The organism is Microbacterium insulae (assembly GCF_042677065.1).
GTDB lineage: Bacteria > Actinomycetota > Actinomycetes > Actinomycetales > Microbacteriaceae > Microbacterium > Microbacterium insulae.
Genome location: NZ_JBHTII010000001.1, coordinates 2,102,446 through 2,128,205 on the forward strand (window position 1 = coordinate 2,102,446; position 25,760 = coordinate 2,128,205).

At 68.4% G+C, this 25,760-nt stretch carries 21 protein-coding genes and 1 tRNA gene; 12 read left to right on the plus strand and 10 right to left on the minus strand.

What is annotated here, in order from left to right:
• Positions 1-501 precede the first annotated feature (501 nt).
• Entirely contained in the window at positions 502-1,557 is a 1,056-nt protein-coding gene (locus tag ACFQ0P_RS09725) for a relaxase domain-containing protein (RefSeq protein ID WP_378772042.1), read from the plus strand.
• Entirely contained in the window at positions 1,514-3,238 is a 1,725-nt protein-coding gene (locus ACFQ0P_RS09730; RefSeq protein WP_378772045.1) for an ATP-dependent DNA helicase, read from the plus strand. Before ACFQ0P_RS09725 ends, ACFQ0P_RS09730 begins: the two co-directional genes overlap by 44 nt.
• Positions 3,239-3,559: 321 nt before the next feature.
• Here ACFQ0P_RS09730 and ACFQ0P_RS09735 read toward each other — a convergent pair whose 3' ends face one another.
• The 5 genes from ACFQ0P_RS09735 to ACFQ0P_RS09755 form a co-directional block, all read right to left on the minus strand.
• The gene (locus ACFQ0P_RS09735) at positions 3,560-4,465 is read right to left on the minus strand and encodes a sugar phosphate isomerase/epimerase family protein (protein WP_378772048.1); all 906 of its coding nucleotides are present in this window, start codon (positions 4,463-4,465) and stop codon (positions 3,560-3,562) included.
• The gene (locus ACFQ0P_RS09740) at positions 4,462-4,866 is read right to left on the minus strand and encodes a C-glycoside deglycosidase beta subunit domain-containing protein (RefSeq protein ID WP_378772050.1); all 405 of its coding nucleotides are present in this window, start codon (positions 4,864-4,866) and stop codon (positions 4,462-4,464) included. The genes ACFQ0P_RS09735 and ACFQ0P_RS09740 overlap by 4 nt, the downstream gene beginning before the upstream one ends.
• Positions 4,859-6,274 (minus strand): GMC oxidoreductase, encoded by a 1,416-nt coding sequence (locus ACFQ0P_RS09745; RefSeq protein ID WP_378772053.1) that lies wholly within the window; start codon positions 6,272-6,274, stop codon positions 4,859-4,861. The genes ACFQ0P_RS09740 and ACFQ0P_RS09745 overlap by 8 nt, the downstream gene beginning before the upstream one ends.
• Before the next feature lie 142 nt (positions 6,275-6,416).
• The gene (locus ACFQ0P_RS09750) at positions 6,417-7,631 is read right to left on the minus strand and encodes an FAD-dependent oxidoreductase (protein ID WP_378772055.1); all 1,215 of its coding nucleotides are present in this window, start codon (positions 7,629-7,631) and stop codon (positions 6,417-6,419) included.
• A 92-nt stretch (positions 7,632-7,723) separates the two neighbouring features.
• Positions 7,724-9,019, minus strand: coding sequence for an ABC transporter substrate-binding protein (locus tag ACFQ0P_RS09755; RefSeq protein WP_204978502.1), 1,296 nt, complete (start codon positions 9,017-9,019; stop codon positions 7,724-7,726).
• A 482-nt stretch (positions 9,020-9,501) separates the two neighbouring features.
• On the opposite strand from ACFQ0P_RS09755, the gene ACFQ0P_RS09760 reads away from it, so the two are divergent.
• Entirely contained in the window at positions 9,502-10,530 is a 1,029-nt protein-coding gene (locus tag ACFQ0P_RS09760; protein ID WP_204978503.1) for an ROK family protein, read from the plus strand.
• Between the two features lie 200 nt (positions 10,531-10,730).
• Here ACFQ0P_RS09760 and ACFQ0P_RS09765 read toward each other — a convergent pair whose 3' ends face one another.
• A complete protein-coding gene (locus ACFQ0P_RS09765; RefSeq protein ID WP_204978504.1) occupies positions 10,731-10,955 on the minus strand; it encodes a helix-turn-helix transcriptional regulator in 225 nt (74 codons plus the stop codon).
• Positions 10,956-11,050: 95 nt separating this feature from the next.
• Here ACFQ0P_RS09765 and ACFQ0P_RS09770 point away from each other — a divergent pair, with 95 nt between their 5' ends.
• Positions 11,051-11,749, plus strand: coding sequence for a hypothetical protein (locus ACFQ0P_RS09770; protein ID WP_204978505.1), 699 nt, complete (start codon positions 11,051-11,053; stop codon positions 11,747-11,749).
• Positions 11,727-12,878, plus strand: a complete 1,152-nt coding sequence (locus ACFQ0P_RS09775) for a tyrosine-type recombinase/integrase (RefSeq protein ID WP_204978506.1) — start codon at positions 11,727-11,729, stop codon at positions 12,876-12,878. Before ACFQ0P_RS09770 ends, ACFQ0P_RS09775 begins: the two co-directional genes overlap by 23 nt.
• 144 nt (positions 12,879-13,022) lie before the next feature.
• Here ACFQ0P_RS09775 and ACFQ0P_RS09780 read toward each other — a convergent pair.
• Positions 13,023-13,098 (minus strand) — tRNA-Met (locus ACFQ0P_RS09780).
• A gap of 86 nt (positions 13,099-13,184) precedes the next feature.
• Entirely contained in the window at positions 13,185-13,664 is a 480-nt protein-coding gene (locus tag ACFQ0P_RS09785) for a heme-degrading domain-containing protein (RefSeq protein ID WP_204978507.1), read from the minus strand.
• Positions 13,665-13,745: 81 nt separating this feature from the next.
• Between ACFQ0P_RS09785 and ACFQ0P_RS09790 the strand changes: the two genes are divergently transcribed.
• Entirely contained in the window at positions 13,746-14,117 is a 372-nt protein-coding gene (locus ACFQ0P_RS09790; protein WP_378772058.1) for a hypothetical protein, read from the plus strand.
• 134 nt (positions 14,118-14,251) lie between these two features.
• Here the strand turns inward: ACFQ0P_RS09790 and ACFQ0P_RS09795 are convergent, their stop codons facing one another.
• Complete coding sequence (locus ACFQ0P_RS09795) at positions 14,252-15,262, minus strand: helix-turn-helix transcriptional regulator (protein ID WP_204978508.1); 1,011 nt, start codon at positions 15,260-15,262, stop codon at positions 14,252-14,254.
• A gap of 61 nt (positions 15,263-15,323) precedes the next feature.
• On the opposite strand from ACFQ0P_RS09795, the gene ACFQ0P_RS09800 reads away from it, so the two are divergent.
• From ACFQ0P_RS09800 to ACFQ0P_RS09810, 3 genes are all read left to right on the plus strand, one after another.
• Positions 15,324-16,370, plus strand: coding sequence for an ATP-binding cassette domain-containing protein (locus ACFQ0P_RS09800; protein WP_204978509.1), 1,047 nt, complete (start codon positions 15,324-15,326; stop codon positions 16,368-16,370).
• Complete coding sequence (locus ACFQ0P_RS09805; RefSeq protein ID WP_204978510.1) at positions 16,367-17,164, plus strand: ABC transporter permease; 798 nt, start codon at positions 16,367-16,369, stop codon at positions 17,162-17,164. The genes ACFQ0P_RS09800 and ACFQ0P_RS09805 overlap by 4 nt, the downstream gene beginning before the upstream one ends.
• A 124-nt stretch (positions 17,165-17,288) precedes the next feature.
• Positions 17,289-20,333 (plus strand): hypothetical protein, encoded by a 3,045-nt coding sequence (locus tag ACFQ0P_RS09810; RefSeq protein WP_204978511.1) that lies wholly within the window; start codon positions 17,289-17,291, stop codon positions 20,331-20,333.
• 54 nt (positions 20,334-20,387) lie between these two features.
• Here ACFQ0P_RS09810 and ACFQ0P_RS09815 read toward each other — a convergent pair whose 3' ends face one another.
• Positions 20,388-20,786: a YccF domain-containing protein gene (locus ACFQ0P_RS09815; protein WP_204978512.1), complete on the minus strand. Its 399-nt coding sequence runs from the start codon at positions 20,784-20,786 to the stop codon at positions 20,388-20,390.
• Positions 20,787-20,883: 97 nt separating this feature from the next.
• Here ACFQ0P_RS09815 and ACFQ0P_RS09820 point away from each other — a divergent pair, with 97 nt between their 5' ends.
• The 3 genes from ACFQ0P_RS09820 (at position 20,884) to ligD (ending at position 25,751) form a co-directional block, all read left to right on the plus strand.
• Positions 20,884-23,367, plus strand: coding sequence for an ATP-dependent helicase (locus ACFQ0P_RS09820; protein WP_204978513.1), 2,484 nt, complete (start codon positions 20,884-20,886; stop codon positions 23,365-23,367).
• Between the two features lie 59 nt (positions 23,368-23,426).
• Positions 23,427-24,476 (plus strand): SseB family protein, encoded by a 1,050-nt coding sequence (locus ACFQ0P_RS09825; protein ID WP_204978514.1) that lies wholly within the window; start codon positions 23,427-23,429, stop codon positions 24,474-24,476.
• 237 nt (positions 24,477-24,713) lie between these two features.
• Positions 24,714-25,751 carry a non-homologous end-joining DNA ligase gene (ligD, locus tag ACFQ0P_RS09830; RefSeq protein WP_204978515.1) on the plus strand — a complete coding sequence of 346 codons (1,038 nt, stop codon included), beginning with the start codon at positions 24,714-24,716 and terminating at the stop codon, positions 25,749-25,751.
• Positions 25,752-25,760 lie beyond the last annotated feature (9 nt).

Here is a 25,760-nt window from a genome sequence, read left to right on the forward strand (position 1 = left end):
TCATCCTTATCCGCATCCTGCTGCTGGGTGCACCCGCTCGTGCTCATGCCCGTCATCATGCACCCGCTCGTGCTCATGATCGAGTCGCCCTTTGAGATGCGGCTGCCGATGTGATCTGCTGCTGGCCGACGATGCCGATGCCGATCCCGATGCCAATGCCGATGCTGCCGCCGAGCCCGAGCCCGAGCCCGAGCCCGAGCCCGACGCCGATGCCGATATACGGATGCCGCGGCCGCTTCGGGTGCGCTTCCTCCGCCCCAACTTGACCGGGCTACCGAGGGCAATACACCGCACGTGAGTTGTCCACGAGGCGGTCAGCTGGCGGACCCATTCGCGGCAGGTCCGCTTGCGTCGCCGCGGCAAGGGTGAAGACATGGATCAATGCACAGACCGCGAGCAAGCCCAAGACGAACAGACCCAAGACCGAGACGGCGAGAACAAGTGCAATGCACGCAGGCACCATGCCTGGTGGTGACACAGATGCGCATGTAGTCTGCCCTTATGCGGGGTGGACTCGAGCGGTGGAAGCGGGGAAGCGAGTCCCGCGGCATCCGCAACGCGATCGCCTACGCGCTCGAGGGATCCTGCGACGCGCAAGTCCCCGTATCCGGCGCTGATGCGCTCGAGCGATACGCCGACTCGGGCGACGCAGGAGTCACTCGCTTCATCGTCGCCGACGGCGCGATCACTTCCGACCGTCTCACCGGTCCCGGTCTACGGGTCTGGCTCAGCGGCCACGATCCGGTCACGGGTGAGGAGCGGGGCAAGACGCTGCTGCGACCTGACGCGGACCTGCTGCTCGACGGCACACTGAACCACCCGAAGTCGTTCAGCATCGCGGCGCTCCTGCACCCTGAGCTCACCATCGAGTTGGAGGCGCTGCAGGACCGCGTGCGGAATCGGATCCTCCTGCTCTGGCAGCAGGAGCTCAACGCTCGCCGAGGCCACGGCGGATTGATCCGCGAGTCGATCGCACGCCTCGAGGTCGTCGAGCTGGTCCATCGGCGATCGCGCGCGCTCGACCCGCACGCCCATCGGCACCTCTGGCTGAACATCAAAGTCCAAGGCGCTGACGGCCGGTGGACCAATGTCGACTCCCGGGTTGCGATGAAGGTCCACACATTGGTGAACGCCGAGGGCGAGCTCGCTGCGCGTAGCGATCCTGAGTGGGTCGATGCGCTCGCCCGCCACGGCTACACGCTCGACTGTGACGGCGAGATCGCCGAACTCGCTGGCGTCGTTCGTCCGTTCTCCCGCCGGTCGGCGCAGACCGAGGCCAATCGCTCGCGGCTGACGGCCGGGTGGTCGGCTGGCCATGAGGGACGGATGCCAAGCCTCGAGGTGCTCGCGCAGATCGATCGCCGCGCGTGGGCAACCTCGCGGCCGAACAAGCCGGCCTTGCTGGACGAGGAGTCTTGGGAAGTCGCCGTGCGCGAGGAGCTCGCCGCAATCGATCCCGGATTACTGATCCCGCGGACTCCGGTGTCAATCGCCATGCCGTCACTCGACACGCTTGGACATCGCGACGCTGGCAGCTTCAGCAGTGGTCGACGCTGACGATCGATCACGTGGTTCGAGCGGGCGATTCAGCGACATCGATCTCCGCGCCGGCGCCCTGCGCGCGCTGTCGCGAACCGGCGCCGTTGGGACTCGGGAGGGGTTCGACGCGACCATCGACGAGATCGTTGCCGGCGCGCACCGACTCGTCCTCAGGCTCCCAACGGAGTCGGATGTCCCAGCCCACGTCAAGTCGCTGATGGCAATCGAGACCGCGGCGTTGAAGATCCGCCTCGCGGGCTGTCTCGACGGACTCGCGACCTCCGGTCGCTCGCTCACGCCGACCGAGTTGCATCGGTCAGCCGCCGCGACCGTCGACGTGGGGGCCCTCGATCGATCGCAGGTCGCCGCCGCCTGCGCGATCGCCGGGTCGGCTGGCTTGGTGGCGGTGACGGGTTCGGCCGGCACGGGCAAGACCACCATGCTGCGTGCCGCATCGACCGCGCTCGCCCGTCAGCGTCGACGGATGCTGGTGGTCGCACCCACTCGCAAGGCGGCGATGGTCGCGGCGCGCGAGGTCGGCGCCGAGGCGACAAGCCTTCACTCGTTGCTCTACGACTACGGGTACAGATGGCGCCGCGCCGCTACGGGTGCGGCGGAGTGGAGGCGGCTCGAGCCTGGCGAGATCGACTCCGCTACGGGTGCGGAGTACTCGGGCCCGAGCACGTACCGAGTGCGCCGTGGTGATCGGATCGTGGTGGATGAAGCGGGAATGGTTGATCTCCACGCCGCCAACGCCCTGGCGATCGTCGCGTTTGAGACAGGTGCCGGTGTGGCGATGGTCGGCGACCCCCGCCAGGCAGTTCCGGTCGGCCACGCCGGTGCCATGGCCAGCTTCGTTCGGCACGCCGACGCAGCGGTAGAACTGGACACGGTCCATCGCTTCAATGATCCGCAGTATGCCGCTCTGACTCTCCGGCTCCGCGACATCCGCGAGAAGGCCGATGCGCTTGCACTCGCTGACGAACTGAGGTCGAGCGGATACGTTCAGCGAGTCGACAGTGTTGAGGCAGCGAGGCAGGTGATGGTGCAGGGCTATTTGGACGCTACCGCGCATGGTCGGCGGACAGTGCTCGTGTGCGGGACAAGCAGCGAGGCCGACGCCATCAACGCCCAGATCCAGCAGCATCGGCTTGACGCCGGTGACCTCGACCCCGCAGCCATGGCTTGGGGGAGCGCGGAACAACCACTCTTCGTCGGCGACGTTGTCGAAACCCGCCGCAATGACAGCCGCACCGGCGTTGCCAACCGAGCGCAATGGGTGATCTCCGGGATCCGGGCTGACACGATCGACCTCGCCTCACCGACCCAGGCGGGGGAGTGGCGCCGCATCAGTCGCGACTATGCGCTGGAACACGTTCGGCTGGCCTACGCCTCCACCGTCCACGGGGTTCAGGGCGAGACCGTGGACACCGCGATCGTCGGTCCTGACGTCGACGCTGCCGGACTCTATGTTGGTCTCACTCGCGGTCGCTCGCATGACCGCGCCGTCGTCGTCGCGCGGAGCGACCCGGCGATCGTCGAGGCACTCTCCGCAACGATGGTCCGTGGAACGACCGAGGTGACGATTCAAGATTCGATCGATGCGGCCGCCGCTGAGCTTCGACGTAGCGCCCGCCAACGCGCCACGGGCCCTGACGCGTCGATGCCAACCAGTGTCGGGGTCGGGCAGAGTCTGTGAGCCGCGCGTAAGAGCTCCCGTCACCGTGCCGGTGAGCGCGCCGGCTATACGCCCCCGCGCTCACCGTGTGGTGGATCGCTGTTCGCGGGAATGGATCCCGCGCGGTGAACGACCGGCATCCGGACGCGAGTCCTGCTTTTGCCGACGGGACGAGGTCAGCCGCCCGGTGTAGCGTCGCGTCCACGATGCTGAAGGTCCGGAGGCCGCGATGTCGTCGTAACTCGGCTGCAACACGTTCTACGAGGACGACCCGCGCAGGCTCGCTCACTTCTGGCCGATCAAGGGGCGGCCACTCGTGAAGAGACTTCAGCGCATGTTCGATCACGACCCAACCGAACGGGCGTCTCGTTCGAGGGACCGCATCAGCGCGTGATGCCGTCGCACCTGCTCCTGACCTCGATATACAGCACGCTCACCCTCGTACTCGCTCGAAAGCCATCCTTGGTAGTCGTGCGTAACGAGGGTCTGAATGATCTCAGCCCACGGGATCTGGGCATCCACGAGGTTCTCGTCGATGTCGAAGAATTTGGTCTGGATGAATCCGACGTATGGGAGGACATCGACGAGGTCCTGCATGGGCACAGCCAGCGGTCGCATCCAGCCTTCCTTGTGTCCCTCCTCGCTCATGCCGGGCTGAATAGCGGTGGTCACTTCGCGCTGGAAGATGCCGGTGTCGATCATCAATTTGAAGTTCTCTGAGCCGCTCCGCTCGATGAAGGCGATGTATTCGTCGACCACCTGGTGCTTGATGGGCGTGGGTGCGTGGATCTCGGGGCAGATCACGATGCCTCGCTCTGCCGCGAGGTCGAGGTTGGCGGTCACGATCGGCTCCCAGTCGGGATGCGGATCCAGATCCATGCTCACAACGCCGAACTTGGGCCGGATGGTGGTGAAACCGAGCGTAGATGCGAGCTCGATGTCCCGTCGGAGCACGGCCGCGCCTTCCTCCACGGTGAGATCCCGACCGCGTGAAAGGCCGATGTCGACCCACGAGCAGTAATTGGTCGGAATGAGCCCATGTCGTTCGAGCGACGCGTGCCAGTCGTCGATCCAGGATGCCGGTGGCGACGGGTATCGGCGGACGTTGCTCTCTCCGAGGATCTCAATGCCCGTCGCGCCGACCGAGGCGATCTCGGCCATCGCGTCGTCAAGTGTCAGGACGGTGTTCATGTCACCGGTGTAGCTGTAGAGCGACACCCCGTATCCGAACGTGCTGAATGCGCTCATGCGATCACCGTGACCTTTCGCGCCGCGGGGAACAGCGACGGTTGGAACTGCGCGGGAATGTACGGGGCGTGGATCGCGATCTCGACTTCGAGCTCGTGCACGCCGGGTGCCAGGCCACCGGGGTGGGGAACGGTGATCACGGCAGGCTCGTCGAGGTCCCAGTGCACGTCCAGGTGGGAGGCCCGGAGCTCATCCACGGTGTACTGCGTCCCGTACAGTGACCACAGCGGCACGGTGCGGTCCCAGTGGACGCCGTCGACACGCACCTCGATTCCTTCGATGAGACGACCGAATGCGCCGCGGTAGTTCGGCATACGGACGAGGAATCTGAATCCGGTGATCTCACCGTCCTGGACGACGTTCTCGACGCCTCTGTTCTGGATGATCTCTCGCTCAAGCATGGCTTGGGGTCCTTTCTTCGGTGCGCTCGGACGGGACCGTCGAACGCGCGATCGCGCGCGCTCCGCGCACCGCAAGCGCGACGGTGGTGAGGGTGGGATTGCACGCCGTGGCCGTGGGGATGACGCCGTTTCCGGCGACGTACAGGCCGGATGTACCCCAGACTCGACAGGTGTCATCGCAGACGCTCGCGCCGTCGTCGACCGCGCCCATCCTCGTTGTTCCTTGGTAGTGCAGCGATGCGCCGGGGGCGAACTCGATTGGATCGCCGAAGACGGCATCCCCCAGGAGGTCGCCGACAGCGATCATGTGTGCCGTCGCCGCAGCCAGTGAGCGGCGATCGGCATCAGTGAGGTCGTAGTGGATCCTCATCGCCGGCATCCCGTAACCGTCCAGGTGGTGAGCGTCGAATTCGACACGGTCCTCCGCCCGGATGTCCTTCGCGCAGAACCAACCCAGTCCGACTACTTCGCCGGGGAGGATGTCACCGTCGTACGGCACCGGCGAGGCGTCAAGCTGCATGACCTGACCGTGGAAGGGCTCAGAGTCGGTGAACGGCACCCAACTGACGCCGCTTAGCTCGTCGATCGGTCCGGCCGAGTGGCTCGCCGGCTGCGGCGGCACGTCTCGGAGCTTGACAGCGTGGACGACCTGAGGCTGGTCATTCAGATACCGCCCCAGGGCCGCCGGTCGGATACCGGACGCCCAGAGGAGCTGCGGAGTGCGTAAAGCGTCTGCAGCGACCACGACGACCGGCGCATCGACGTCTTTAGAGGTTCCGTTCACCATGCTGCGGATCGTGACGCCGGTCACGCGACCGTCTGTCGCCCGCACGCGCGTCACCAGTGTCTCGGGAAAGAGGTGGTGTCGCGGGTTGGCGCGTGTTGCGTCGCCGAAGACGACGTCAGACCCTGACCACCACAGGCGCCGGTCTTTCTCTCGTCGGACCGCGAGCGGCATTGGCTGGACGGCGCGCGTCCGCCTGCCGTCGAGGCTGTTCGCGAGGCGCTCGCGCACAATCTCGGCCAAAGGCGCTCCAGCCAACGACTCTGCAGAGACGCCGAGGAGCCGCTCCGCCTCTTCGAGGAGCTCATCCAGATCCGAGAGGAAGCCGATCCGCTCACTCTCGCCCGGTCGTGGGCATGCGCCCGTCCAATGAGCGCCCATTCCTCCGACGTTGGTGGAGAAGGCAAGTGCGGGAAGCCCGACCTGGTCGCCGACGCGATAACCGTCCTCCAAGAGAAAGGTGCCCGGCCGAACGATGCGGGCTGCATCCGATGCATAACCGTCCATCGTGTCCGTGCTGGTGTGCGCATACGTGGGCGTCGGACCCTCGGAGCGGCGCTGCGCGGCGGCACGCGCACGGTCATCCTGCAAATTCTTGACGTGAGCGCCGGGCGGATCGCTCACGATGGGCCCGGCGTCGAACTGGAAGATCCGCAGGTCGGGGCGCTCCTCGCTGAGGATGCGGGCGTAGGCGGCGCCGGCGGGACCGGTGCCGACGATGATCACGTCTGCGCTGACCGGCAGCTCACCGGCGCCTGGCCTCTCCTCAGCGGGCGACAAGGCCCGCACCCATCTCGTCAAGCTGCGCCACGATCTCGCCCGGGCTCTTCTCGCCCACTTGCTTCTGCAGCATCGGCGTCTTATCGAGCACGAAGTCGCGCAGGGGGCGAAGGAACGCGGGCGCATGGTGGAAGACCCTGCCGAGTACGTAGGCCTGCTGCACCTGTGAGGTGGTGTGCGCGACGCGCCGCTGATCGTAACGGCCGAGAGCACTGATGACAGCATCTGTGTCAGCGAGGTCGACGTCGGTCAGCTCCTGGGCGAGGGTGTAGCCATCGCCGATCGACATCCCGGCGCCGTACGCAGCATACGGCGACGTGGCGTGAGCGGCATCGCCGGCCAACGTGATGCGGCCCTTCGACCACTTCTCCAGTGGTTTGCGATCCCTGATCGGCCATCGCTGGAAGTGCCTCGGCTCGGTGGATTCGACAAGCCCCTCCAACGGCCCGGGAAAGCGCCGCGCCAGCGAGAGCGCGTGGCCCTTGAGATAGGTCGGAGGTTGTGCGGTCGGATCCCACGCCTCCAGGACCCACCATTGGATGCCGTCACGTCCATTGTCGCGGATGGACGAGTACGTGCCCTGGACCGTGGGGTCGTGGCTCAGGACGACCTCGTTGCGTTCGACGCCCGGCACGTCAGCGAAGGTGTACCCGCCGATGATGTGGAGCTTATGCTCACGTTTCTCGCTCGGTCCCCACAGATGCTCGCGCACCATCGAATCGATGCCGTCGGCGCCGATCACCACTCCGGCATCGATCGCCGTGCCGTCGCTGAGCGTGATGCGCGCGTGGTTTCCGCGATCCTCCAGCCCGGCGACTTCAACGTTGGTCCGGAGCACGCCCTCGGGCATAGCGGCGAGCATGCGACGGTACAGTTCGGGGCGAAGAAGCCCGATGAAGCCGCCGCCGTAAGCGCGGACCACCTCGTCGGGGATCCGCACATCCGCACGGACGTTGCCTTTCACCCCGCGGAACGTCGTGTGGCACGGTGCGCCGAGGTCGACCGTGTCCACCCCCATCTCCTGAAGTGCCTTAATCGGTGGCGGCCAAAGGTTGAGGATGTTTCCGGCCGGCCGCGCTTCGCGATAGCGCTCGAGGAGGATCGGCCGGTGTCCGACCTTGTGAAGGGCGAGCGCGGCGGCCATTCCGGCCGGCCCTGCGCCGATGATGACGATCGGCAGGGAATCGGACTTCAGGTTCATCGGAGCTCCGTGGTGGGTGATTCGGCATTCATGGGTCGGATGGCGAGGTGCCCGCCCGGGGTCGAAGCAGGCGGGCACCTCAGTTCAGGGAGTCAGGAATCCCACGCGGCGTCCATCTCGTCCAGGATCTGATCGACGGTCTTTTGCCCGGTGAAGAGTCCCTGGATGCCGACGCTCAGTGCGTCGTAGACGGCCGGGTTGGGCCAGGTCTCCACGGGGAAGCCCGTGTAGGCGCCGGACTCGATCAGGTCCGCGATCGGTGCGTACTCCTTCGCGACGTTGGACGCGTTCGCACCCGAGATCGGAATCAGCCCCGATAGGTCGGCGAAGGTCTGCGCCTGGGCCGGCTCAGCAGCCCAGTCCAGGAACGCCTGGGCTGACGCCTTCGCGTCTTCGTCCGCCGCGGCGTTGATGGCCCATGCGTAGCTGGCCGAGACCACGGCGAAGAGCTCCTGGCCATCGGCGGGTGGAAATGCCCGCACGTCCAGTTCCAGACCCGCTCCCTGGTTGATCTGTGCCGCCGCCGAGCCCGGAACCGGCGCAGACAGGGATGTCTGTCCCCCCAGGCCCTGGGTGATCGAGTCGAACGTTCCGCCTGCGACGCCATCCTGGAAGCAGCCGGCATCGTTCATCTCCACGATGTCGTCGAGCACCTCCCGCCAGCCGCTGTCCGCGAAGGAGACCTCGCCAGCCGCTCGCTGCGCGTTCCAGTCCGGATCCTCCTGATAGACGCGAGAAGCCGAGATGATGGTGGCGAGCAGTCCGGTGTTGAACGAGATGGCGCCGGCTACGACCATGAGCGTCTTCCCACCGGTGCGGGCCGTGGCGCAGTCTTCCAGCATCTGTTTGTAGGTCGCCGGATACTCGTCGATGCCGGCCTCGTCTGCCCCCGGGCCGTTCCATACGAGGGTGGTCGGCGCCAGCGCCGTGGGCTGCGCGTAGATCGTGCCGTCGATTCCGAACAGACCTTCCTGCCCATCGGGAATGATCGCGGCAGACGCCTCTCCGAGCGGCTCCAGGAAGCCGCCGTCGGCGATCGTCGTGACAGTCACGGCTTGGCCCCCGCCGGGGATCAGCACCATCACGTCAGCGGCGTTACCTCCCTGAAGCTGCGTGGTGAGCTGATTGTTGTAGGCCTCGGCCTGGTAGGGCAGCGTCTCGATCTGGACCCCGGTCTGCTCCGAGTACTGCTCTGCAAGCTTCGCGTAGGAGTCGTCGCCGTCGTTGGCCTGCGGGAACATGAGGGTGAAGGGGGCGAGCGTCGGGTCCGTCGACCCTGTCGGGTCGGGCGAACCGCCTCCGGAGCAGCCGGTCAGAATCAGCGCCGTACTGAGGGGAATGATCAGGATTGCTGCGCGTGTTCGAGAGTTGCGGGTGAGCTGTGACATGTCGAGCCTTTCGTGACTTCGTTGTCGCCGCTGTGGGCAGCGGTCAGGTCGAGGACCGCTAAAACACTGTCCCATCATTTGTCCCTGTGGCGCATAAGTATCGCTAATAGGCAATCGTGAAAACACTGATGCCGCACAAAACTCGGCAGGCGGCGACCCTCACCTCAAAACGGGGGTTCTGGTCGCGAAGGCCGTATCCTGGCCTGGTGTCAATAGATCAGCGGGCAGGGGGTTCCCCGAGCCTTCCGGCAACGGCAGCGTCGCTGGATGCCGCCCCCCTCGCCCATGTGGTCGACCTTGTCCGGTCGGCGCGGGCTCTCACGCGACCGAGACTGGTGGCAGACACCGGTCTCAGCCGCAAAGTGATCACCCAGCGAGTTGATCAGGCGTGCGCGCTCGGTCTCATCCGCGAGGGCGGTCTTGCAGCATCGGACGGCGGTCGACAGGCCCGTCTCCTCGAGTTCGAAGCGGATGCGGGCCGCGTGTACGGCATCCTGATCGAGGCCTCGGAGATCACCGTGGGAGTAGCTGACCTGCGTGGGCGCCTGCTACGCACATCGCATGAAGACTGGAGCGTCGAGAACGGCCCAGACGCGACGATGCAGCGGGTCAAGGAGCACATGGAGTCTTTGGCGGCGCAGGAGCCGACGCCAAGACCGTGGGGTATCGGCGTGGGCGTTCCCGGCCCGGTCGACGTGACGACAGCTCGGCTGGTGTCGCCGCCGATCATGCCCGGGTGGGACGGCTTCAGCGCGCGCGCCTGGTTGCGCGAGCACTTCGATGCCCCGGTCTGGGTCGACAACGACGTTAACCTGATGGCCATCGGCGAATGGACTTCCGGTCCGGGACCGCGGGCCGACGACATGCTCTTCATCAAGCTCGGGACCGGCATCGGCTCTGCCGTCATCTCGCGAGGCCGTCTGCTGCGCGGCCAGCGCGGCGCCGCCGGCGACATCGGTCACATCCACGTGACCGATTCAGCGAATGCCGTCTGCCGCTGCGGGCTCGTCGGATGCCTGGAGGCGGTGGCCGGAGGGTGGTCGCTCCTTGCCGAGGCGACCCTGCGTTCCGAAGAGAGCCCGGTCTTCCGCCGCGCCATCGCAGAGCGAGGGCAGATCACGCTTGGTGATATCGGTGCGGCCGCCAGAGACGGAGACCCCCTCGTTCGCGAACTGGTCGAGTCACGGGCGACGGCGGTCGGCGATGTCGCCGCGAACCTCGTGAACTTCGCCAATCCCGGACAGCTCGTGATCGGCGGCGGAGTCCTTCGCACGGGCGAGGACTTCCTCGAAGTGATCAGCGACGTCATCCGCCGCCGCGGAACGCGACTTGCGACAGACGGTCTCGTCATCCGCGCAGCGTCACTCAACCAGCAGGAAGGGGTGGTCGGTGCCGTGCTCCTGGCGGCCGAGAACCTGTTCGCACCCGCCGCGCTAGCGCAGTGGGTAGAAACCGGGACTCCGTTGGGTCATTCAGCGGCATTACAGTTGCGGCCCGCCGCCTACGTGTGAGTCAGCGCGCACCTCTTCTAAGCGGCGCAGCGGCCACACCGAACTGACTCGCGACGCCGGGGTCATGCGAAAGTCTTCGTGGTCGCCACCAATCCAGGAATCAACGATCATGCAGATCGAGCATGACCGCCGCGATGGGTGTCCCGCGGGGCCAAAACTTCCGCGTCCGTTGACGGATCCTCGCCGGGGAACGACTCGCGCTAAAACTGCTGCGCGGTTAGCGGATGCCCCGTGCGATCGTGCGCGCACCCATCCATCCACGCGATGAGCTGTGACCGCCGGTACAGAATCGTCTTTCCCGAAAGTCGGTAGTACGTCGGTCCACCACCGCGATAGCGCAGCTGCGCGAGTGACGATCTCGACAGATGCGCGACTGCGGCCGCCTCGTCGATCGAAAGCCAGTCTTCGTCATCAGTCGCGCCCATGATCCACTCCTTGCGCTGTCACGTCATCACAGCGCAAGTATCTCAACGAATGCGTATCCATGTCAAGACCACGCATGGTGTGGCATCATTGGCGCATGCAGGAGAAGCTCGTATCGCTCTCAGGACGCAACCTGATGGTCCCGCCTGGCCTATCGCTCAAACCGATCATCAACGCGTCCATCCCGGTCTCCGTCGGGGATCCGGATCCATACGCCCGCACGGTGGAGGAGATTGCGCACGCAGAGTTTCGCCTCGAGTACTCCGAGACCTCCGGGCGCTACGAGATCGCCTCCTTCGGAATCGACCGCAGGAGAGTGCCTATCGAGATCACGGGCGCGCTGTGGCGCACCATCCGCGTTCACGAAACCATTCGAGACGCGATCGGCCTTGCCCTCCCGGCCTGGACGTACCCGATCACCATGCTTCGCGCGGTCCGGAGCAACCCGAACAACGAGATCGACTTCTACACCGACGACCTTTCCGACGAGGACGGGCTCCTCCTCGCCGCACTCATCTATCGCATCGGACAGATCTCGAACGAGAAGCCGGCGCTGGCGGTGGCAGAAGCGCTCGGGCTGAAGCAGCGGACCGCGACGAACTGGATCCAGCGAGCCCGAACGGCCGGCTACATGGACAGCGTCGTTCACGAGAAGGATCTGCGACGCATCGCGAGCATCATCGAGCCTAAGGTCTCGTTCCTCGCGACACCGGAAGAGGCCGAAGCCATCGTCGCGAGGCACAGGGAAGCCACCAGAAAGGCGAGGGAGACCAATGGGGACCGTCGAAGCGTATGAGACCACCGCCGGCCGTCGGTATCGCGTTCGCTATCGCACACCCGAGCACCGTCAGACCGACAAGCGTGGATTCCGAACCAAGCGTGATGCCGACCTCTTCCTCGCAACTGTCGAGGTCTCGAAGGCGACGGGCGAGTACATCGATCCTGCCCGCTCGCGAACGACAGTCGCTGAACTCGGCGCCGACTGGCTTGCGGCGAAGAAGACACGACTGAAGCCATCGAGTTACGCGGCACTCGACGACGCGTGGCGGGTCTACGTTGAGCCGCGATGGGGAAGGACCCAGGTGTCCGCGATCACCTACGGCGACGTGCGGACGTGGGTGACGCAGCTCGCGGCCGGAACCGCGAAGACCAACCGCCAGCAGCATCCGCGAACGATCAAGCAGGGCGCGCGACCGAAAAGCGCGACAGTCGTGATCCGGGCACACGGAGTACTGGCATCGATCCTCGACCTCGCGGTCAAGGATCGGCGCATCCCGAACAACCCCGCGCGTGGCATCGACAACCTCCCGCGGAAGCTCCGCAAGCCGCACCGCTATCTCACGCACGAGGAGATCGAACGCCTCGCGACCGCATCGGGCGACCACGCCACCCTCATCTACCTCGCTTCCTACACGGGACTGCGATGGGGTGAGCTCACTGGGCTGCGCGTCCGTGACGTCGATGCGCTTCGTCGTCGGCTCGCGGTGAATGAGAATGCCGTCCGCGTAGGGACCGAGATTCACGTCGGAACACCGAAGACGCACGAGCTTCGATCCGTCCCGTATCCCGAGTTCCTCGAGCTCCCCATCGCACGCCTTTGCGAAGGCAAGCCGCGCAGCGCGCTCGTCTTCGGAGAAGGCGTCGACCACATCCAGCGGCCGCGCGCCTCTGGCAGTTCGCGCTCCTGGTTCGTGCGTGCCCTCGACGACGCCGGGCTCGAGCGCATGACGCTCCACGACCTCCGCCACACCGCGGCATCCCTCGCGATCAGTTCCGGCGCGAACGTCAAAGCGGTGCAGCGGATGCTCGGCCACGCGTCCGCGGCGATGACCCTTGACGTCTACGCGGACCTCTTCGATGACGACCTCGACAGCGTCTCGACGTCGCTGAACGCCGCCCGCGCGGCAGCGATCGCTCGCTCCTGATCGGGCTCGATCGACCCACCTGGGTGCGGTTATCCACAGTTGCGCCCACGAAAAGTGTGGGCAAAATGTGGGCAAACGGCCCCTCGCGGAGAAACCTGAGAACCGAGATCCCAATCGGGACAAGGGATCGCAGCCCGTCGGAAGTGGACGCGACGGCGGGAGTCGAACCCGCAACACGACCGGGTATGAACCGGTGCCCGGGACCGCCCGGATCGCCGCGATGAGGCCACGGTAGTCGGCATCCTGGCAGCGGTGCTGGAGCGTGAAGCGCGGTTTCGTCGTGTGTCGCGATGTGACGCGCCCGCGCTAGTCGAGCGTCGCCAGGAACTCGCGGAGATGCTCGACGACGAACGCGTGGTCCTCCGCCTGCGGCAGACCGGATACCCCGACCGTTCCGACGACGCCCACTCCGGCGATCGTGATCGGGAACACTCCGCCGTGCGCGGCGTACTTCTGCGGATCGAGGCGTGCCGCGGTGTCGAAGTCCTTCTCGACCGCCCGGAACGAGAGCCCGACCCCGTACGACGAGCGCCCGTAGCGGCGGGCGACCCGCGCCTTGCGGTCGAGCCAGCCGTCATTGTCGGCGCTCGACCCGGGAAGCGCCGCGTGGAAGACCCGCGCCTCACCCAGCGTGATGCCGATCACGACGGGCAGGCCGGCGGATGCCGCGGCCTCCCGCATCCGGGAGCCCAGAGTCCAGGCATCCGTCACATCGAAGCGGGGAAGGACCAGCTCGGCCTCCTCGCGCTCGACGCGGGCCAGCACCTCGCGGGCGTCTTCGCTCATGCGACGACCGTACCGTGGCGGCGAGTTCCGCGGGGTGAGGCGACCGTAGACCGGTAGCGCGGTCGATGCCATGCTGGGCGCATGAATCGCCGCGTGGGGTGGGTCGCCGTGGGTGCCGTGATCGCGATGGGCGTGCTCACGGGATGCTCCGGTCAGACCGGCGGGCCGGTCATCGCTCCTGTCACGATGAGCGTCGACGACCTCCAGGGTGCGACGGTCGACCTCGAGATCGGACAGGTCCTCAACATCACCACTGGGGACCTCGACGGTGAGAGCTACAGCGGCGAGGTGGCCGACCCCGCGGTCGCGGAGTTCGTCCCCGCCTCGAAGGACGGCTCAGCCGACTTCAACCCCGGCGTGAAGGCGCTCGCCGCGGGGGAGACAGAGGTGACGCTCTCGAATTCCGATGGCGGCATCCAGGACGTCCGGTTCACCGTCTCGGTCAGCGACTGACGGGCCGGCTCTCGTCCCCAGCTCTACACTCTTGCGCGAGCTGGCCCCGGTCGTTCAGTGGGGTCGCACAAAAGTGTGACCTTCGAGAGGTGGATGCCTCATCCCGGCGCGGAATGGCTTCCCCGGCTCGGTCCTCAGCCGGCGCGCTGCACCTCTCGTCCGGCGGGGACCGGCGGAGGAGGAGCGTCGAGGGCCCGCAGCATCCGCGCGAGCACTTCGCGCAGCTCGTCGCGCGCGGGTGACGCGAGGTCGGTCGTGTACTCGACGCCGGCGGGGATCCAGCTCAGGCCGTACATCGTCTCGCGGAAGTCCGCGCCGCCCACGGGCCAGCGCGTGCGTGCGGCGTCCTCGGCGCTCGCACCCTGACCCCACTGTCCGAAGAGTTCGCGCATCTGCTCGAGGGGCAACTCCATCACGGCGTCCGCCTCGACGGCCTGGCGCACCCACGACCGCGCGACGAAGATGAACTCCTCGATCTCCTCGGGCGTGAGAGGCCGCGGCTCGAAGAGCACGCGCGTGTGCTCGACGCCGGTGAGCCGGTCGACCCGGAAGGTCCGCCAGTCGTCCTTCTCGACATCCCAGCACAGCAGGTACCAGTTGCGATCCGCGGGAGCCAGCGCGTGCGGCTCGACGCGCCGCACCGTCACCGCGCCCGACGCCGCGGTATAGGTGAAGCGCACCCGCTCGTGATCGCGGCACGCGAGCGCCAGCTCGCCGAGGACGTCGCTCGACACCGCTGCCCCCGCACCCAGGCCCGCGGGCTGCACGGACTCGGCGAGGGCGTTGACCCGGCGGCGCAGGGGAGCGGGCAGCACCTGCTCCAGCTTCGCGAGGGCGGTGATCGTGGTCTCGGGCCCGCTCACGAGGCGCTGGGATGCCGCGACCCGCAGCCCGATCGCCATTGCGACCGCCTCCTCGTCGGTGAGCAGCAGCGGCGGCACGGCGCTGCCCGCCTCGAGCCTGTACCCGCCGGCGACGCCGGGGGTGGACTCGATGCGGTAGCCCAGGTCTCGCAGCCGCTCGACGTCGCGGCGGACGGTGCGCTCGGTGACGCCGAGCCGGTCCGCGAGCTCGGACCCCGGCCAATGGCGGTGGGTCTGCAGCAGGTTGAGCAGCGAGAGTGCTCGGGTCGTCGTGTCGGACATGCAGAAAGATTGCCAGATATCGCGGACAGAATGTGTCCGGGTTGGGTTCTAGCTTGAGTTCATGGCGAACGAACCGATCATCGAAGCGCAAGGGCTCACCAAGCGCTTCACCGTCAAGAAGAAGACCGTCGAGGCGGTCACCGACCTCACTTTCCAGGTCGAGCGCGGCGAGCTCGTCGCGTTCCTCGGACCCAACGGCGCCGGCAAGTCGACAAGCCTGCGCATGCTCACCACCCTGATCCCGCCGACCTCGGGCACCGCGCGCGTCGTCGGCTTCGACATCCTCTCCCGCCCCGCCGACGTGCGCGCGCGGATCGGGTACGTCGGCCAGCTCACGAGCGGCAGCTTCTCGCAGCGTGCCCGCGACGAGCTGCTCAGCCAGGGCGCCTTCTACGGCATGTCGAAGCCGGCCTCGCGCGCACGGGCCGATGAGCTCATCGCGTCGCTCGACCTCGGCGGCTTCGCGAACCGCTCCGTGCAGCAGCTCTCGGGCGGGCAGAAGCGACGTCTCGACGTCGCTCTCGGGCTCATGCACGCGCCGCCGCTCATCTTCCTCGACGAGCCCTCGACCGGGCTCGATCCGCAGAGCCGGGCGAACCTCTGGCAGCACATCCTGGATCTGCGGCAGAAGTACGGCACGACCGTGTTCCTCACGACGCACTACCTCGAGGAGGCCGACCGGTACGCCGAGCGGGTCATGGTCATGGACAAGGGCCGCGTGATCGCCGACGACACCGCCGCGCGCCTCAAGGCGAACCTCGCGGGCGACGTGCTGACGCTGGGCTTCGACACGGCGGCGGATGCCGCGGCCGCCGTCGCGGTGGTGCAGGGCCTCACCGACCGCGAGGTGCGCCGCGAGGGCGAGACCGAGGTCGCGCTCACGGCGCCCGACGGCGACGCCCTGCTGCCGGCTGCGGTGCGCGCGCTCGATGCGGCCGGCATCCAGGTCGCGCGTGCCACGGGCGTGCCGCCCACCCTGGACGACGTCTTCCTCGCCCTCACCGGACGCACCCTGCGCGAAGCGGGCGAGGGGGAGCCGAACGACGAGACCCCCGAGAGCACGGATGCCGCGGCCGAGGCCGCCGTCATGGAAGGAGCGAAGCGATGACTCTGGAGCAGACCGACGCGCGGCCCGACACGGTCGTGCGCGCCAACCCCGCCCGCGACACCTGGAACGTGCTCACGCGCGAGCTGAAGCCGGTGGTACGGGATCCGTTCACCCTGATCTTCAGCCTCGTGCAGCCCCTCGTCTTCCTCGGCCTCTTCGCTCCGCTGCTGATCGGCTCGTCCGGGGCTCCCGTCGGCGAGACGCTGCAGTGGTTCGTCCCCGGCGTGCTCGTGATGATCGTGCTGTTCGGCACCGGAGCGACGGGGTCGAACCTGCAGTACGAGATGATGACCGGCTCGCACGAGCGCACGCTGGTCGCGCCGCTCGCGCGGTCGTCGCTCCTCGTCGGCCGGGCGCTGAAGGAGATCGCGCCGATCGTCGTGCAGGCGCTGCTGATCGTGCTGATCGCGTGGCCCTTCGGCTTCACGATCAACGTGCCCGGGCTCGTGATCGGCCTCGCGCTGCTCGCGGTGTTCGGCGTCGGCCTGGGGTCGCTCTCGTACACCCTCGCGCTCAAGACCAAGGACCGCGAGTGGCTGTTCTGGGGCGTGCAGCAGACGCTGATCTTCCCCCTGCTGATCCTGTCCGGGATGCTTCTGCCGCTCGATGACGGCCCGGCGTGGATGAGGGCGGTCGCGGCAGTCAACCCCGTGAACTGGGTCGTGCGGGCCGAGCGCGCCCTGTTCGCCGGAGACCTCGGGGCGATCGAGGTGCTGTGGGGCTGGGTCGCCGCTCTCGTGCTCGCCGCTCTCGGCCTGTGGGCCGGGATCCGCGCGATGCGAAAGAGCAGCTGACCCGAGCTCCCTCGCCGAGAGGGCGCCATTGACCGGATCGCACCGCCGAAGCCGGTTGTGAGCGCCCTCTCGGCAAGCTCTCCCTCCGTCAAAACCACTGGTCGGGGCGATGTAACTTAGTGCAATGACGACGGCGACACGGCGAGGCATCCTCGCCGTCGTCACCTCGCTCGTGCTCCTCGCGCTCGGTCTGGGCCTCGGGGTCGTCGTCGGCGATGCCCTCGGCATCCGCACCGAGCCGGCGGCGCAGATGGAGCCGGCCGCGCCCGCCGCGTCCGGCCTCGGCGCGCCCGTCCCGGCTCCCGAGACCCTCGACATCGATGCCCCCGAGGGCGTGCGGTACGACGCCGCGATCGCGAGCCTCCGGGAGGCGGTGGATGCGGCATCCACCCGTGAAGGAGAGGTGTCGATCACCGTCCTCGCCGGCGCGGGCGACGAGTCCGACGACACGTACCGGCTCGCCGGCACCCCGTCCGCCCTGCGGATCGAGGCGGGGAGCGAGACCGGGGCCGTGCGCGCCCTCTACGACCTCGCGTACCAGGCACGCACCGCGCAGTCCCTCTCGGCCCGGCTCGGCGACGAGGTGGCGTCGCGGCTGCCGTTCCGCATGGTCGACATGGGCGCCGTCGGCGTCGAGCCCGATCCGGCAGCGTGGGAGGTCGGCACGAACTACTCGCACGCGTCCGAGGCGTTCGCGGACGTCCTCCTGCCCGAGGCCCCCTACATCGACGACGCGGCGCTCGCCGTCGTCTTCGACGACTTCGACGTCTTCCTCCGCCACTCGCTCGAGAACGGATACAACGCCGTCGCGTTCCCCGGCTTCATCGAGTTCGTCGCCTTCGAGGACGTGGCCGACGGCGAGGTCTCCGCGTCGGACGACGAGCACCGCGCCCAGGCGCTCGCACTGCGCGATGCGTTCGGCCCCTTCTGGCAGCACGCCGACGACCTCGGCATGGACGTGTTCCTGCGCACCGACATGCTCACCCTCACGACGCCGCTCGAGGAGTACCTGACCAGCCGGTTCGGCTCGCTCGACACCGAGAACCCCGAGTTGTGGGAGGTGTACGCGGCCGGCCTCGATGAGCTCTACGCCGCCCAGCCGGCGCTCGACGGCGTCCTGATCCGCATCGGCGAGGCCGGCGACGTGTACGACGTCGAGGGCTGGGACTACTACTCCCAGCTCGCGGTGCGCACGCCCGAGGCCGTCAGAGCGATGCTCACGACCCTCAGCGCGCAGGCCGAGGCGGGGGGCCGCGAGGTCATCTTCCGCACGTGGAGCGTCGGAGTCGGCGCGGTCGGCGACATGCACACCAACCCGGCCTCCTATGAAGAGGTGCTGGGCGGCATCGACTCCCCGGCGCTCGTCGTGTCGACCAAGTACACCCTCGGCGACTTCTACAGCTGGCTGCCGCTCAACGACACCCTCGAGCAGGGGCAGCAGCGGCGCATCGTGGAGTTCCAGTCGCGACGCGAGTTCGAGAACTTCGGCGCCTTCCCGAACGACCTCGGACGTGAGTACCAATACGCGCTGCAGACCCTCCTCGACGCGAATCCGCGGATCGAGGGCGTGTGGGTGTGGACCCAGGACGGCGGTCCGTGGCGCGCGGGGCCCATGACGCTGTACCTGAAGTCAGGGTTCTGGCAGCTGTACGAGCTGGACACGGTGGTCGCGTCGGCGCTGGCCCGCGACCCCGGAGCCGACGTCGCCGACGTCACCGCGGGCTGGGCCCGGCAGTGGTTCTCGGACGACCCCGCAACCGTCGCGGCGATAACGACCGCGATGGACGTGTCGCGCGAGGCCATCGAGCAGGGCATGTACATCGAGGCGTTCGCCGATCAGCGCGTGTTCGCGATCGGTCTCGAACCGCCGCCCATGATGTGGATCTTCGAGTGGGACATCCTCACCGGCGACTCCGCGGTGCTCGACGTCCTCTATGCCATCTCGCGCGACGCGACCGGCGGCGATATCGAGTCGGTCATCGCGGGCGGCCGTGAGGCGGTTCGCACAGTCGAGGCGATGCGCGACGCCGTCGCGGGGACGGATGCCGCGACCTGGCGCGATCCCGCCCTCCGCGACGCGTTCGTGGGGACGCTCGACTACGAGCTCGATGTGCTGCGGCTGCTCGGCGCCTACCGCGCGATGATCCTCCACCAGGGACAGTGGCACGACACGCTGTCGCCGGAGGCGTATGCGCAGTGGGATGCCGATCGGGTCGCCTACGAGGAGCTCGCCGCCGCGCACCTCGCGGCCTACGAGGGCGATCTCGACTACCCGGCGTTCAACCTCACGGCGGCCCAGCTCGGTGTCGAGCGCGCCGAGCGCGACCTCCCGATGGCGTGGCTCGCGCGCGTGCTCCTGGCCCTTGCCGCCGCGTGGGTCGTGATCGGGATGCTCGCCGCGCGCACCAGCCTCGTCCGGCGCCCGGGCGCCGCGGCGGCGCGGGCGACATGGATCGCCTCGACCAGGCCGTGGCGGGCCCGGGAGTCGACGCTCGGGGTGCTCGAGCTCGACCGGTGGCTGCTGCTCATCGTGCCGGGCGCCCTGCTGGTGGCCACGCGCGCGGTCCAGACGTCGTTCCTGTCGTGGACCCACCTGGCCGTCGTGTTCGGCGCCTGGGCGGTCTTCGCCGTCGTGGTGCGGCTCTGCGTCGGGCGCCGCTCGCCGTGGCCGGTGATCGCCGCGGTCGGCGGCGTCGTGGTGCTCCGCTGCATCGTGACGCTGTTCGCGCTGTCGTTCTCGGGCCCCGGAGGGTACTGGTTCGCCTTCTGGACCGAGCCCGTCTTCCGCACCGCCTACATCGCGATCGCGTTCGCGTTGTTCGTGTGGGTGTTCGTCGCCGCCGGGTGGGCGATGTCCGCTCAGGTCGGCGCGCGCCGGGCGACCGGCTCGGTGCTCGCCGCGGTGGGCGCGTCGCTCGCGATCCCGGCGGTGGTCGTCGGCGCGATCGGTCTGGAGACGGCGCTGAGCCTGTGGAACGACGAGATGGGCCTGCTGCCGTGGGGGCTCGCGCGCATCCTCGGGATCACGACATACCTCGAGATCCCGCCGGAGACGCCGTGGTTGGCGGCCGCCTTCGGCGCGGTGCTGTTCGCGGTGGGCGCGCTGCTCGCCGTACCGTGGCGCCGGGCGGCGCGGGCCGACCGGGCGGCGGGGGCGGACCGGGCCTGACTCCTTCGACGGCTTCCGGGGCGCCGCGGATGCGAGGAGTTGTGGACGCGGACGTCAGCGGCGGACGAGCGCGTGCGCCTCGTCGGTGCGCACGATGTCCTTGCCGAGGGGCATGAGCGAGACCGGCACGAGCTTGAAGCTCGCGATCCCCAGCGGGATGCCGATGATCGTGAGGCACATCGCGACGCCGGTGAGGATGTGGCCGATCGCGAGCCACCAGCCGGCGAGGACGACCCAGACGACGTTGCCGAGGAAAGACCCGACTCCCGACGTCGGCTTGTCGACCACCGTGCGCCCGAACGGCCACAGCGCGAAGACGCCGATGCGGAACGACGCGATGCCCCACGGGATCGTCAGGATCAGGATGCACAGAATCACGCCGGCCAGCAGGTAGCCGAGGAACATCCAGAAGCCCGACAGCACGAGCCAGATGATGTTGAGGAGGGTGCGCATCCCCCGATCATGCCAAGCCGATGCCGTAAACGGGCTGTGCGCCGCCGCTCGTCGACCGCATGCCGGTGTCGGCGCGCGCGCCTAGACTTGTCGGGCCATGACCGACGCCTCCGCGGCCGCGCAGCGCGCGGCATCCGTCCCCGTCATCGTCGGTGCGAACGAGGGCCCCTCCGCCTCGGGTCCGCGCGCCGACGACGACCTCCTCGCCGGGCTCAACCCCCCGCAGCGCGAGGCCGTCACCTACCGTGGGCAAGCGCTGCTCATCGTCGCCGGAGCGGGATCGGGAAAGACGAGTGTGCTCACCCGCCGCATCGCCTCGCTGCTGCGCAACCGCGAGGCGTGGCCGAGCCAGATCCTCGCGATCACGTTCACCAACAAGGCCGCCGGCGAGATGCGCGAGCGCGTCGAGCACCTCATCGGCGACTCGGCGCGCGGCATGTGGATCTCGACCTTCCACTCGGCGTGCGTGCGCATCCTGCGGCGCGAGGCCGAGCAGTTCGGGTTCACCAAGTCGTTCACGATCTACGACTCCGGCGACTCGCGCGCGCTCATCAAGCGCCTGGTCAAGGAGCACGAGGCGGACGCCTTCGGCCTGACCCCTGCGGCGACGCAGAGCAAGATCTCCAAGCTCAAGAACGAGCTGTCGGATGCCGAGTCCTATGCGCGATCGGCGAACATGGCAGATCCCGCCGAGCGCGTCTTCATCGAGCTCTTCGGGGCGTACCAGCGCGAGCTTCAGCGAGCCAACGCGTTCGACTTCGACGACCTCATCGCCCAGACGGTGTTCCTGTTCCGCGCGTTCCCGAAGGTGGCGGACGTCTACCGCCGGAGGTTCCGTCACATCCTGGTCGACGAGTACCAGGACACCAACCACGCGCAGTACGCGCTCATCCACGAGCTGACCCGTCCGATCGGGTCCGGCGCCGAGCCGCAGTCCATGGGCGGCATGATGATCTTCGAGCCCGATCCCGCCGACGATCCCGACCGGGCCGGCGCGTCGCTCACCGTCGTCGGCGACTCCGACCAGTCGATCTACGCGTTCCGCGGCGCCGACATCCGCAACATCAGCGAGTTCGAGCGCGACTACCCCGGCGCCAAGGTCGTGCTGCTCGAGCAGAACTACCGCTCGACCCAGAACATCCTCTCGGCGGCGAACGCGGTGATCAGCAACAACTTCGACCGCAAAGACAAGAAGCTGTGGACCGACGTGGGCGCCGGCGAGCAGATCGTCGGGTTCACCGGCTACTCGCAGCACGACGAGGCACAGTTCGTGGCCGACGAGATCGAGACGCTCCACCGCGGCGGGGTGGACTACTCGCAGATCGCGGTCTTCTACCGCACGAACTCGCAGTCGCGTGCGCTGGAAGAGATCTTCATCCGTTCCGCGCTGCCCTACAAGATCATGGGCGGCACCAAGTTCTACGAGCGCGCCGAGATCAAGGACGCACTCGCCTACCTCGTCGCAGTCGCCAACCCCGCCGACGAGATGGCCCTGCGCCGCATCATCAACAAGCCCCGTCGGGGCATCGGCGACGTGACCGTCGAGGCGATCTCCCGCTACGCGCAGGACGAGGGCATTACCTTCCGCGACGCGCTCGCCAACTCGTCGGCGCTGGGCGTCGGGCCAAAGATCCAGTCCGCGATCGCCCATCTCGACGCCGTTCTGGCCGAGGCGTCCGAGCTGATGCTGCCCGCCTCGGGAGAGCTGGCGCCGCCCACCGCAGTCGCCGAGGGCGTGCAGCTGCTGCTGAACAAGAGCGGCTACTACGACGCACTCCGCGCGAGCAAGGACGCCCAAGACGAGGCGCGCATCGAGAACCTCGACGAGCTCGTCGCCGTGGCCCGCGAGTTCGCGCGCAACAACCCCGACGGGACGCTGCTGGACTTCCTCACCGAGGTCGCGCTCGTGTCGGATGCCGACGACCTCGAAGACGCGTCGGGCTCGGTGTCGCTCATGACGATGCACACCGCGAAGGGCCTGGAGTACGACGCGGTGTTCGTGACCGGGGTCGAGGAGGATCTCATCCCGCACCGCATCTCGGCGGGGGAGCCGGGCGGGCCGCAGGAGGAGCGCCGCCTCTTCTACGTCGGCATCACGCGCGCCCGCAAGCGCCTCTACCTCTCGCTCGCGATGACGCGCGCGCAGTTCGGCGAGGTGACCGTCGCGATGCCGAGCCGGTTCCTGCAGGAGATCCCCTCCGAGCTGCTCACGTGGCGGCAGTCGCCCGGCGACGTCAACTCGCGCGGCGGCACCCAGTCGAGGGCCCTCAACGCGCGTCGCGGAGCGGGATTTGGCGGCTCCGGAGGCGGCGGCACGCGGTACGGCGACGACCTCGTTCCCCTCGCGCGCCGCGAGCCCAGCGGCAACCTCGAACGGTTCGCGAACAAGATCCCCGCGAAGGTCCGCGACAACGGCGACATGCAGCTCGCGCCGGGCGACCGCATCCGTCACGACGACTTCGGCGAGGGGCGTGTGGATGCCGTGACCGGCGAGGGCGCGAAGCGCGTGGCGCACGTGCGGTTCGACTCCGCCGGCCCGAAGAAGCTGCTCATCAAGATCGCGCCGATCGAGAAGCTGTAGCCCCGCTGATGCCCCCGACCGCGCGGGGTGGGCCGAACCGCGCGGGTTAGGCTCGACGCATGGCACTGTTCTCCCGCCGGCCCAAGGACGCTCCCGATCCGGAGGGGACGGATGCCGCGCCCACCGGGGTGCCCGTCGAGGCTGAGTCCGTCGAGGCTGAGTCCGTCGAGGCTCAGGCGGTCGCGGCGGAGCCTGGGGAAGCGGCGGCCGCGGCATCCGTCAACATCTCGGTCTCGTCGTACGGCGGACTCGGAGCCCCGTCGCCGAGCACTCCCAAGCTCCAACCGCGCCGCACGGCGCGCGCGGCCACGCAGGTTGCGCCGGCGAACGCCGAGACCGTCGCCGGACTTCGCGACAACGTCCTGGTGCGCGAAGCGCTCGCCCGGCTCGGCGACGGCACAGCTCCCCAGGCGCTGCTCGACGTCGCGCGGCAGATGCTGCAAGGACACCTCTTCCTGCGGGTCAAGGGCGACGCGCGCACTCTCCTGGCCGAAGGGCGGGAGCTGCCGCTGGCCGTGATCAAGGTCGACGAACGGCAGTTCGCGCTGGCGTACTCCAGCGGCGCCGCGCTCCAGGCGAGCGTGCGCGCGGACGGCGACGTCGATACGTCGGCGATGGGTCAGCCCGTGCTCGCCGTTCTCCGGCACGTTCTGAACGGCCCCTACGAGGGCCTGATCATCGACCAGTCGTCCGCCCCGGCGCGGGCCGTGCTCCCGCGCCCCCTCCTCGAGAAGCTCGTCGAGAAGGTCGACGAGGAACTCACGGTGAAGACCCTGCTCGCCGCCGAACGCACCGCCGCCACGGGAGCCGCGGTCGCGGCAGCTCTTGCGCGCGTTCCGCTGTGGGTCGCGGTGGGGAAGGTGGCCGACGGCCGCCCGGGCCTGGCCGAGGGTCGCACCGAAGACGGTTCCCGGTTCCTCGAGGTGTACTCGCACCCCGTCGAGGTCGCCGTGATGGGCCGGGGCGACCAGGCCGCGCCGGTCACCGGTCCGCAGCTCGCCCGCGCGCTCGAGGGCGACCAGGAACTGGCGGGCGTCATCGTGGACCCTGCCGGACCGTGGATCCGGCTCTCGCGCGAGGAGCTCGCCCCGGTCTTCGCCGCATCCTGAGCCGGGGTTGCCCCGGAGCGTCGCCCCGGCCATTCTCGTCCCCGGCTCCCCGACCGGTGCGCCGCGCCGAACGGGTGACGCGTGGGCGTGGTCGAGCGTAGGCGGAAAGAAACAAGGAAACACGCCGTCCGGTCGCCTCACGCAGGGCGCCGATGGGGGCGTTTCTCCTCGGTTCTTGCGCCGCGGGCACCTCGGCACAGGGTGCGGGATGTCGCGGCCCGAGCCTAGGGTCGAGGCATGGCGTCCGAGCGCATCACCCTCACCGTTCCCGGCCCCGATGGCGACCGCGAGGTGGGGCTGTCGAGTCCCAACCGCGTCCTCTGGCCCGAGCAGGGCATCACGAAGCACGAGCTCGCGGAGTACATGATCGCGGTGGCCGAGCCCTTCCTGACCTCCAACGGCGACCGACCGGTCTCGCTCGAGCGGTTCCCGGAGGGCGTCGACGGAGAGCGGTTCTACTCCAAGAACCCGCCCAAGGGCGCGCCGCCGTTCGTGCAGTCGCAGACCGTCACCTACAACAGCGGCCGGCGGCATCCGCAGCTCATCCTGACCGAGATCGCGACGGCCGTGTGGGCCGTGCAGATGAACACGATCGTCTTCCACCCGTGGGCGTCGCTCGCCTCCGACACCGACAGCCCGGTCGAGCTGCGGATCGACCTCGACCCCCAGCCGGGAACGGACTTCGCCGACGCCGCCGCGGTCGCGCCCGCACTGCGCGAGGTGCTCGCCGAGGCGGGCCTGGAGGCCTTCCTCAAGACGAGCGGCAACCGCGGCATCCATGTCTTCTGCCCGATCGTGCCCGAGTGGGAGTTCCTCGACGTCCGGCACGCGGTGATCGCCGCTGGGCGCGAGCTCGAGCGCAGGCTGCCCGACAAGGTCACGATGAACTGGTGGAAGGAGGAGCGGGGGGAGCGCATCTTCATCGACTTCAACCAGGCCAACCGCGACCGCACGATGGCGGGGGCGTACAGCCCGCGGGCGCTGCCCGGGGCGACGGTGTCGACGCCGCTGACGTGGGAGGAGCTGTCGGATGCCGATCCCGCCGCCTTCACGGTGCGCTCGCTGCCGCAGCGACTGGCCGACGCGGGCGACCCGTGGGCCGACCTCCAGGCGAAGCCCGGGCGCATCGACACGCTCCTCGAGTGGTGGCAGCGCGACCTCGACGACGGGCTCGGCGAACTTCCGTTCCCGCCGGACTTCCCGAAGATGCCGGGCGAGCCCCCGCGCGTTCAGCCCAGCCGCATCAACCCCGAGAACTGGCCGAAGGACGACTAGCTGCGGGCC

Bases quoted from the DNA above. Each gene is read 5' to 3' on its own strand.
- ACFQ0P_RS09790 (WP_378772058.1), top strand. From the start codon at position 13,746: ATGAATCGCCGCGTGGGGTGGGTCGCCGTGGGTGCCGTGATCGCGATG.
- ACFQ0P_RS09775 (WP_204978506.1), top strand. From the start codon at position 11,727: ATGGGGACCGTCGAAGCGTATGAGACCACCGCCGGCCGTCGGTATCGC.
- ACFQ0P_RS09740 (WP_378772050.1), bottom strand. From the start codon at position 4,866: ATGCTTGAGCGAGAGATCATCCAGAACAGAGGCGTCGAGAACGTCGTC.
- ACFQ0P_RS09770 (WP_204978505.1), top strand. From the start codon at position 11,051: ATGCAGGAGAAGCTCGTATCGCTCTCAGGACGCAACCTGATGGTCCCG.
- ACFQ0P_RS09755 (WP_204978502.1), bottom strand. From the start codon at position 9,019: ATGTCACAGCTCACCCGCAACTCTCGAACACGCGCAGCAATCCTGATC.
- ACFQ0P_RS09735 (WP_378772048.1), bottom strand. From the start codon at position 4,465: ATGAGCGCATTCAGCACGTTCGGATACGGGGTGTCGCTCTACAGCTAC.
- ACFQ0P_RS09785 (WP_204978507.1), bottom strand. From the start codon at position 13,664: ATGAGCGAAGACGCCCGCGAGGTGCTGGCCCGCGTCGAGCGCGAGGAG.
- ligD (WP_204978515.1), top strand. From the start codon at position 24,714: ATGGCGTCCGAGCGCATCACCCTCACCGTTCCCGGCCCCGATGGCGAC.
- ACFQ0P_RS09810 (WP_204978511.1), top strand. From the start codon at position 17,289: ATGACGACGGCGACACGGCGAGGCATCCTCGCCGTCGTCACCTCGCTC.
- ACFQ0P_RS09805 (WP_204978510.1), top strand. From the start codon at position 16,367: ATGACTCTGGAGCAGACCGACGCGCGGCCCGACACGGTCGTGCGCGCC.
- ACFQ0P_RS09750 (WP_378772055.1), bottom strand. From the start codon at position 7,631: ATGAACCTGAAGTCCGATTCCCTGCCGATCGTCATCATCGGCGCAGGG.
- ACFQ0P_RS09815 (WP_204978512.1), bottom strand. From the start codon at position 20,786: ATGCGCACCCTCCTCAACATCATCTGGCTCGTGCTGTCGGGCTTCTGG.
- ACFQ0P_RS09795 (WP_204978508.1), bottom strand. From the start codon at position 15,262: ATGTCCGACACGACGACCCGAGCACTCTCGCTGCTCAACCTGCTGCAG.
- ACFQ0P_RS09765 (WP_204978504.1), bottom strand. From the start codon at position 10,955: ATGGGCGCGACTGATGACGAAGACTGGCTTTCGATCGACGAGGCGGCC.
- ACFQ0P_RS09800 (WP_204978509.1), top strand. From the start codon at position 15,324: ATGGCGAACGAACCGATCATCGAAGCGCAAGGGCTCACCAAGCGCTTC.
- ACFQ0P_RS09820 (WP_204978513.1), top strand. From the start codon at position 20,884: ATGACCGACGCCTCCGCGGCCGCGCAGCGCGCGGCATCCGTCCCCGTC.
- ACFQ0P_RS09825 (WP_204978514.1), top strand. From the start codon at position 23,427: ATGGCACTGTTCTCCCGCCGGCCCAAGGACGCTCCCGATCCGGAGGGG.
- ACFQ0P_RS09725 (WP_378772042.1), top strand. From the start codon at position 502: ATGCGGGGTGGACTCGAGCGGTGGAAGCGGGGAAGCGAGTCCCGCGGC.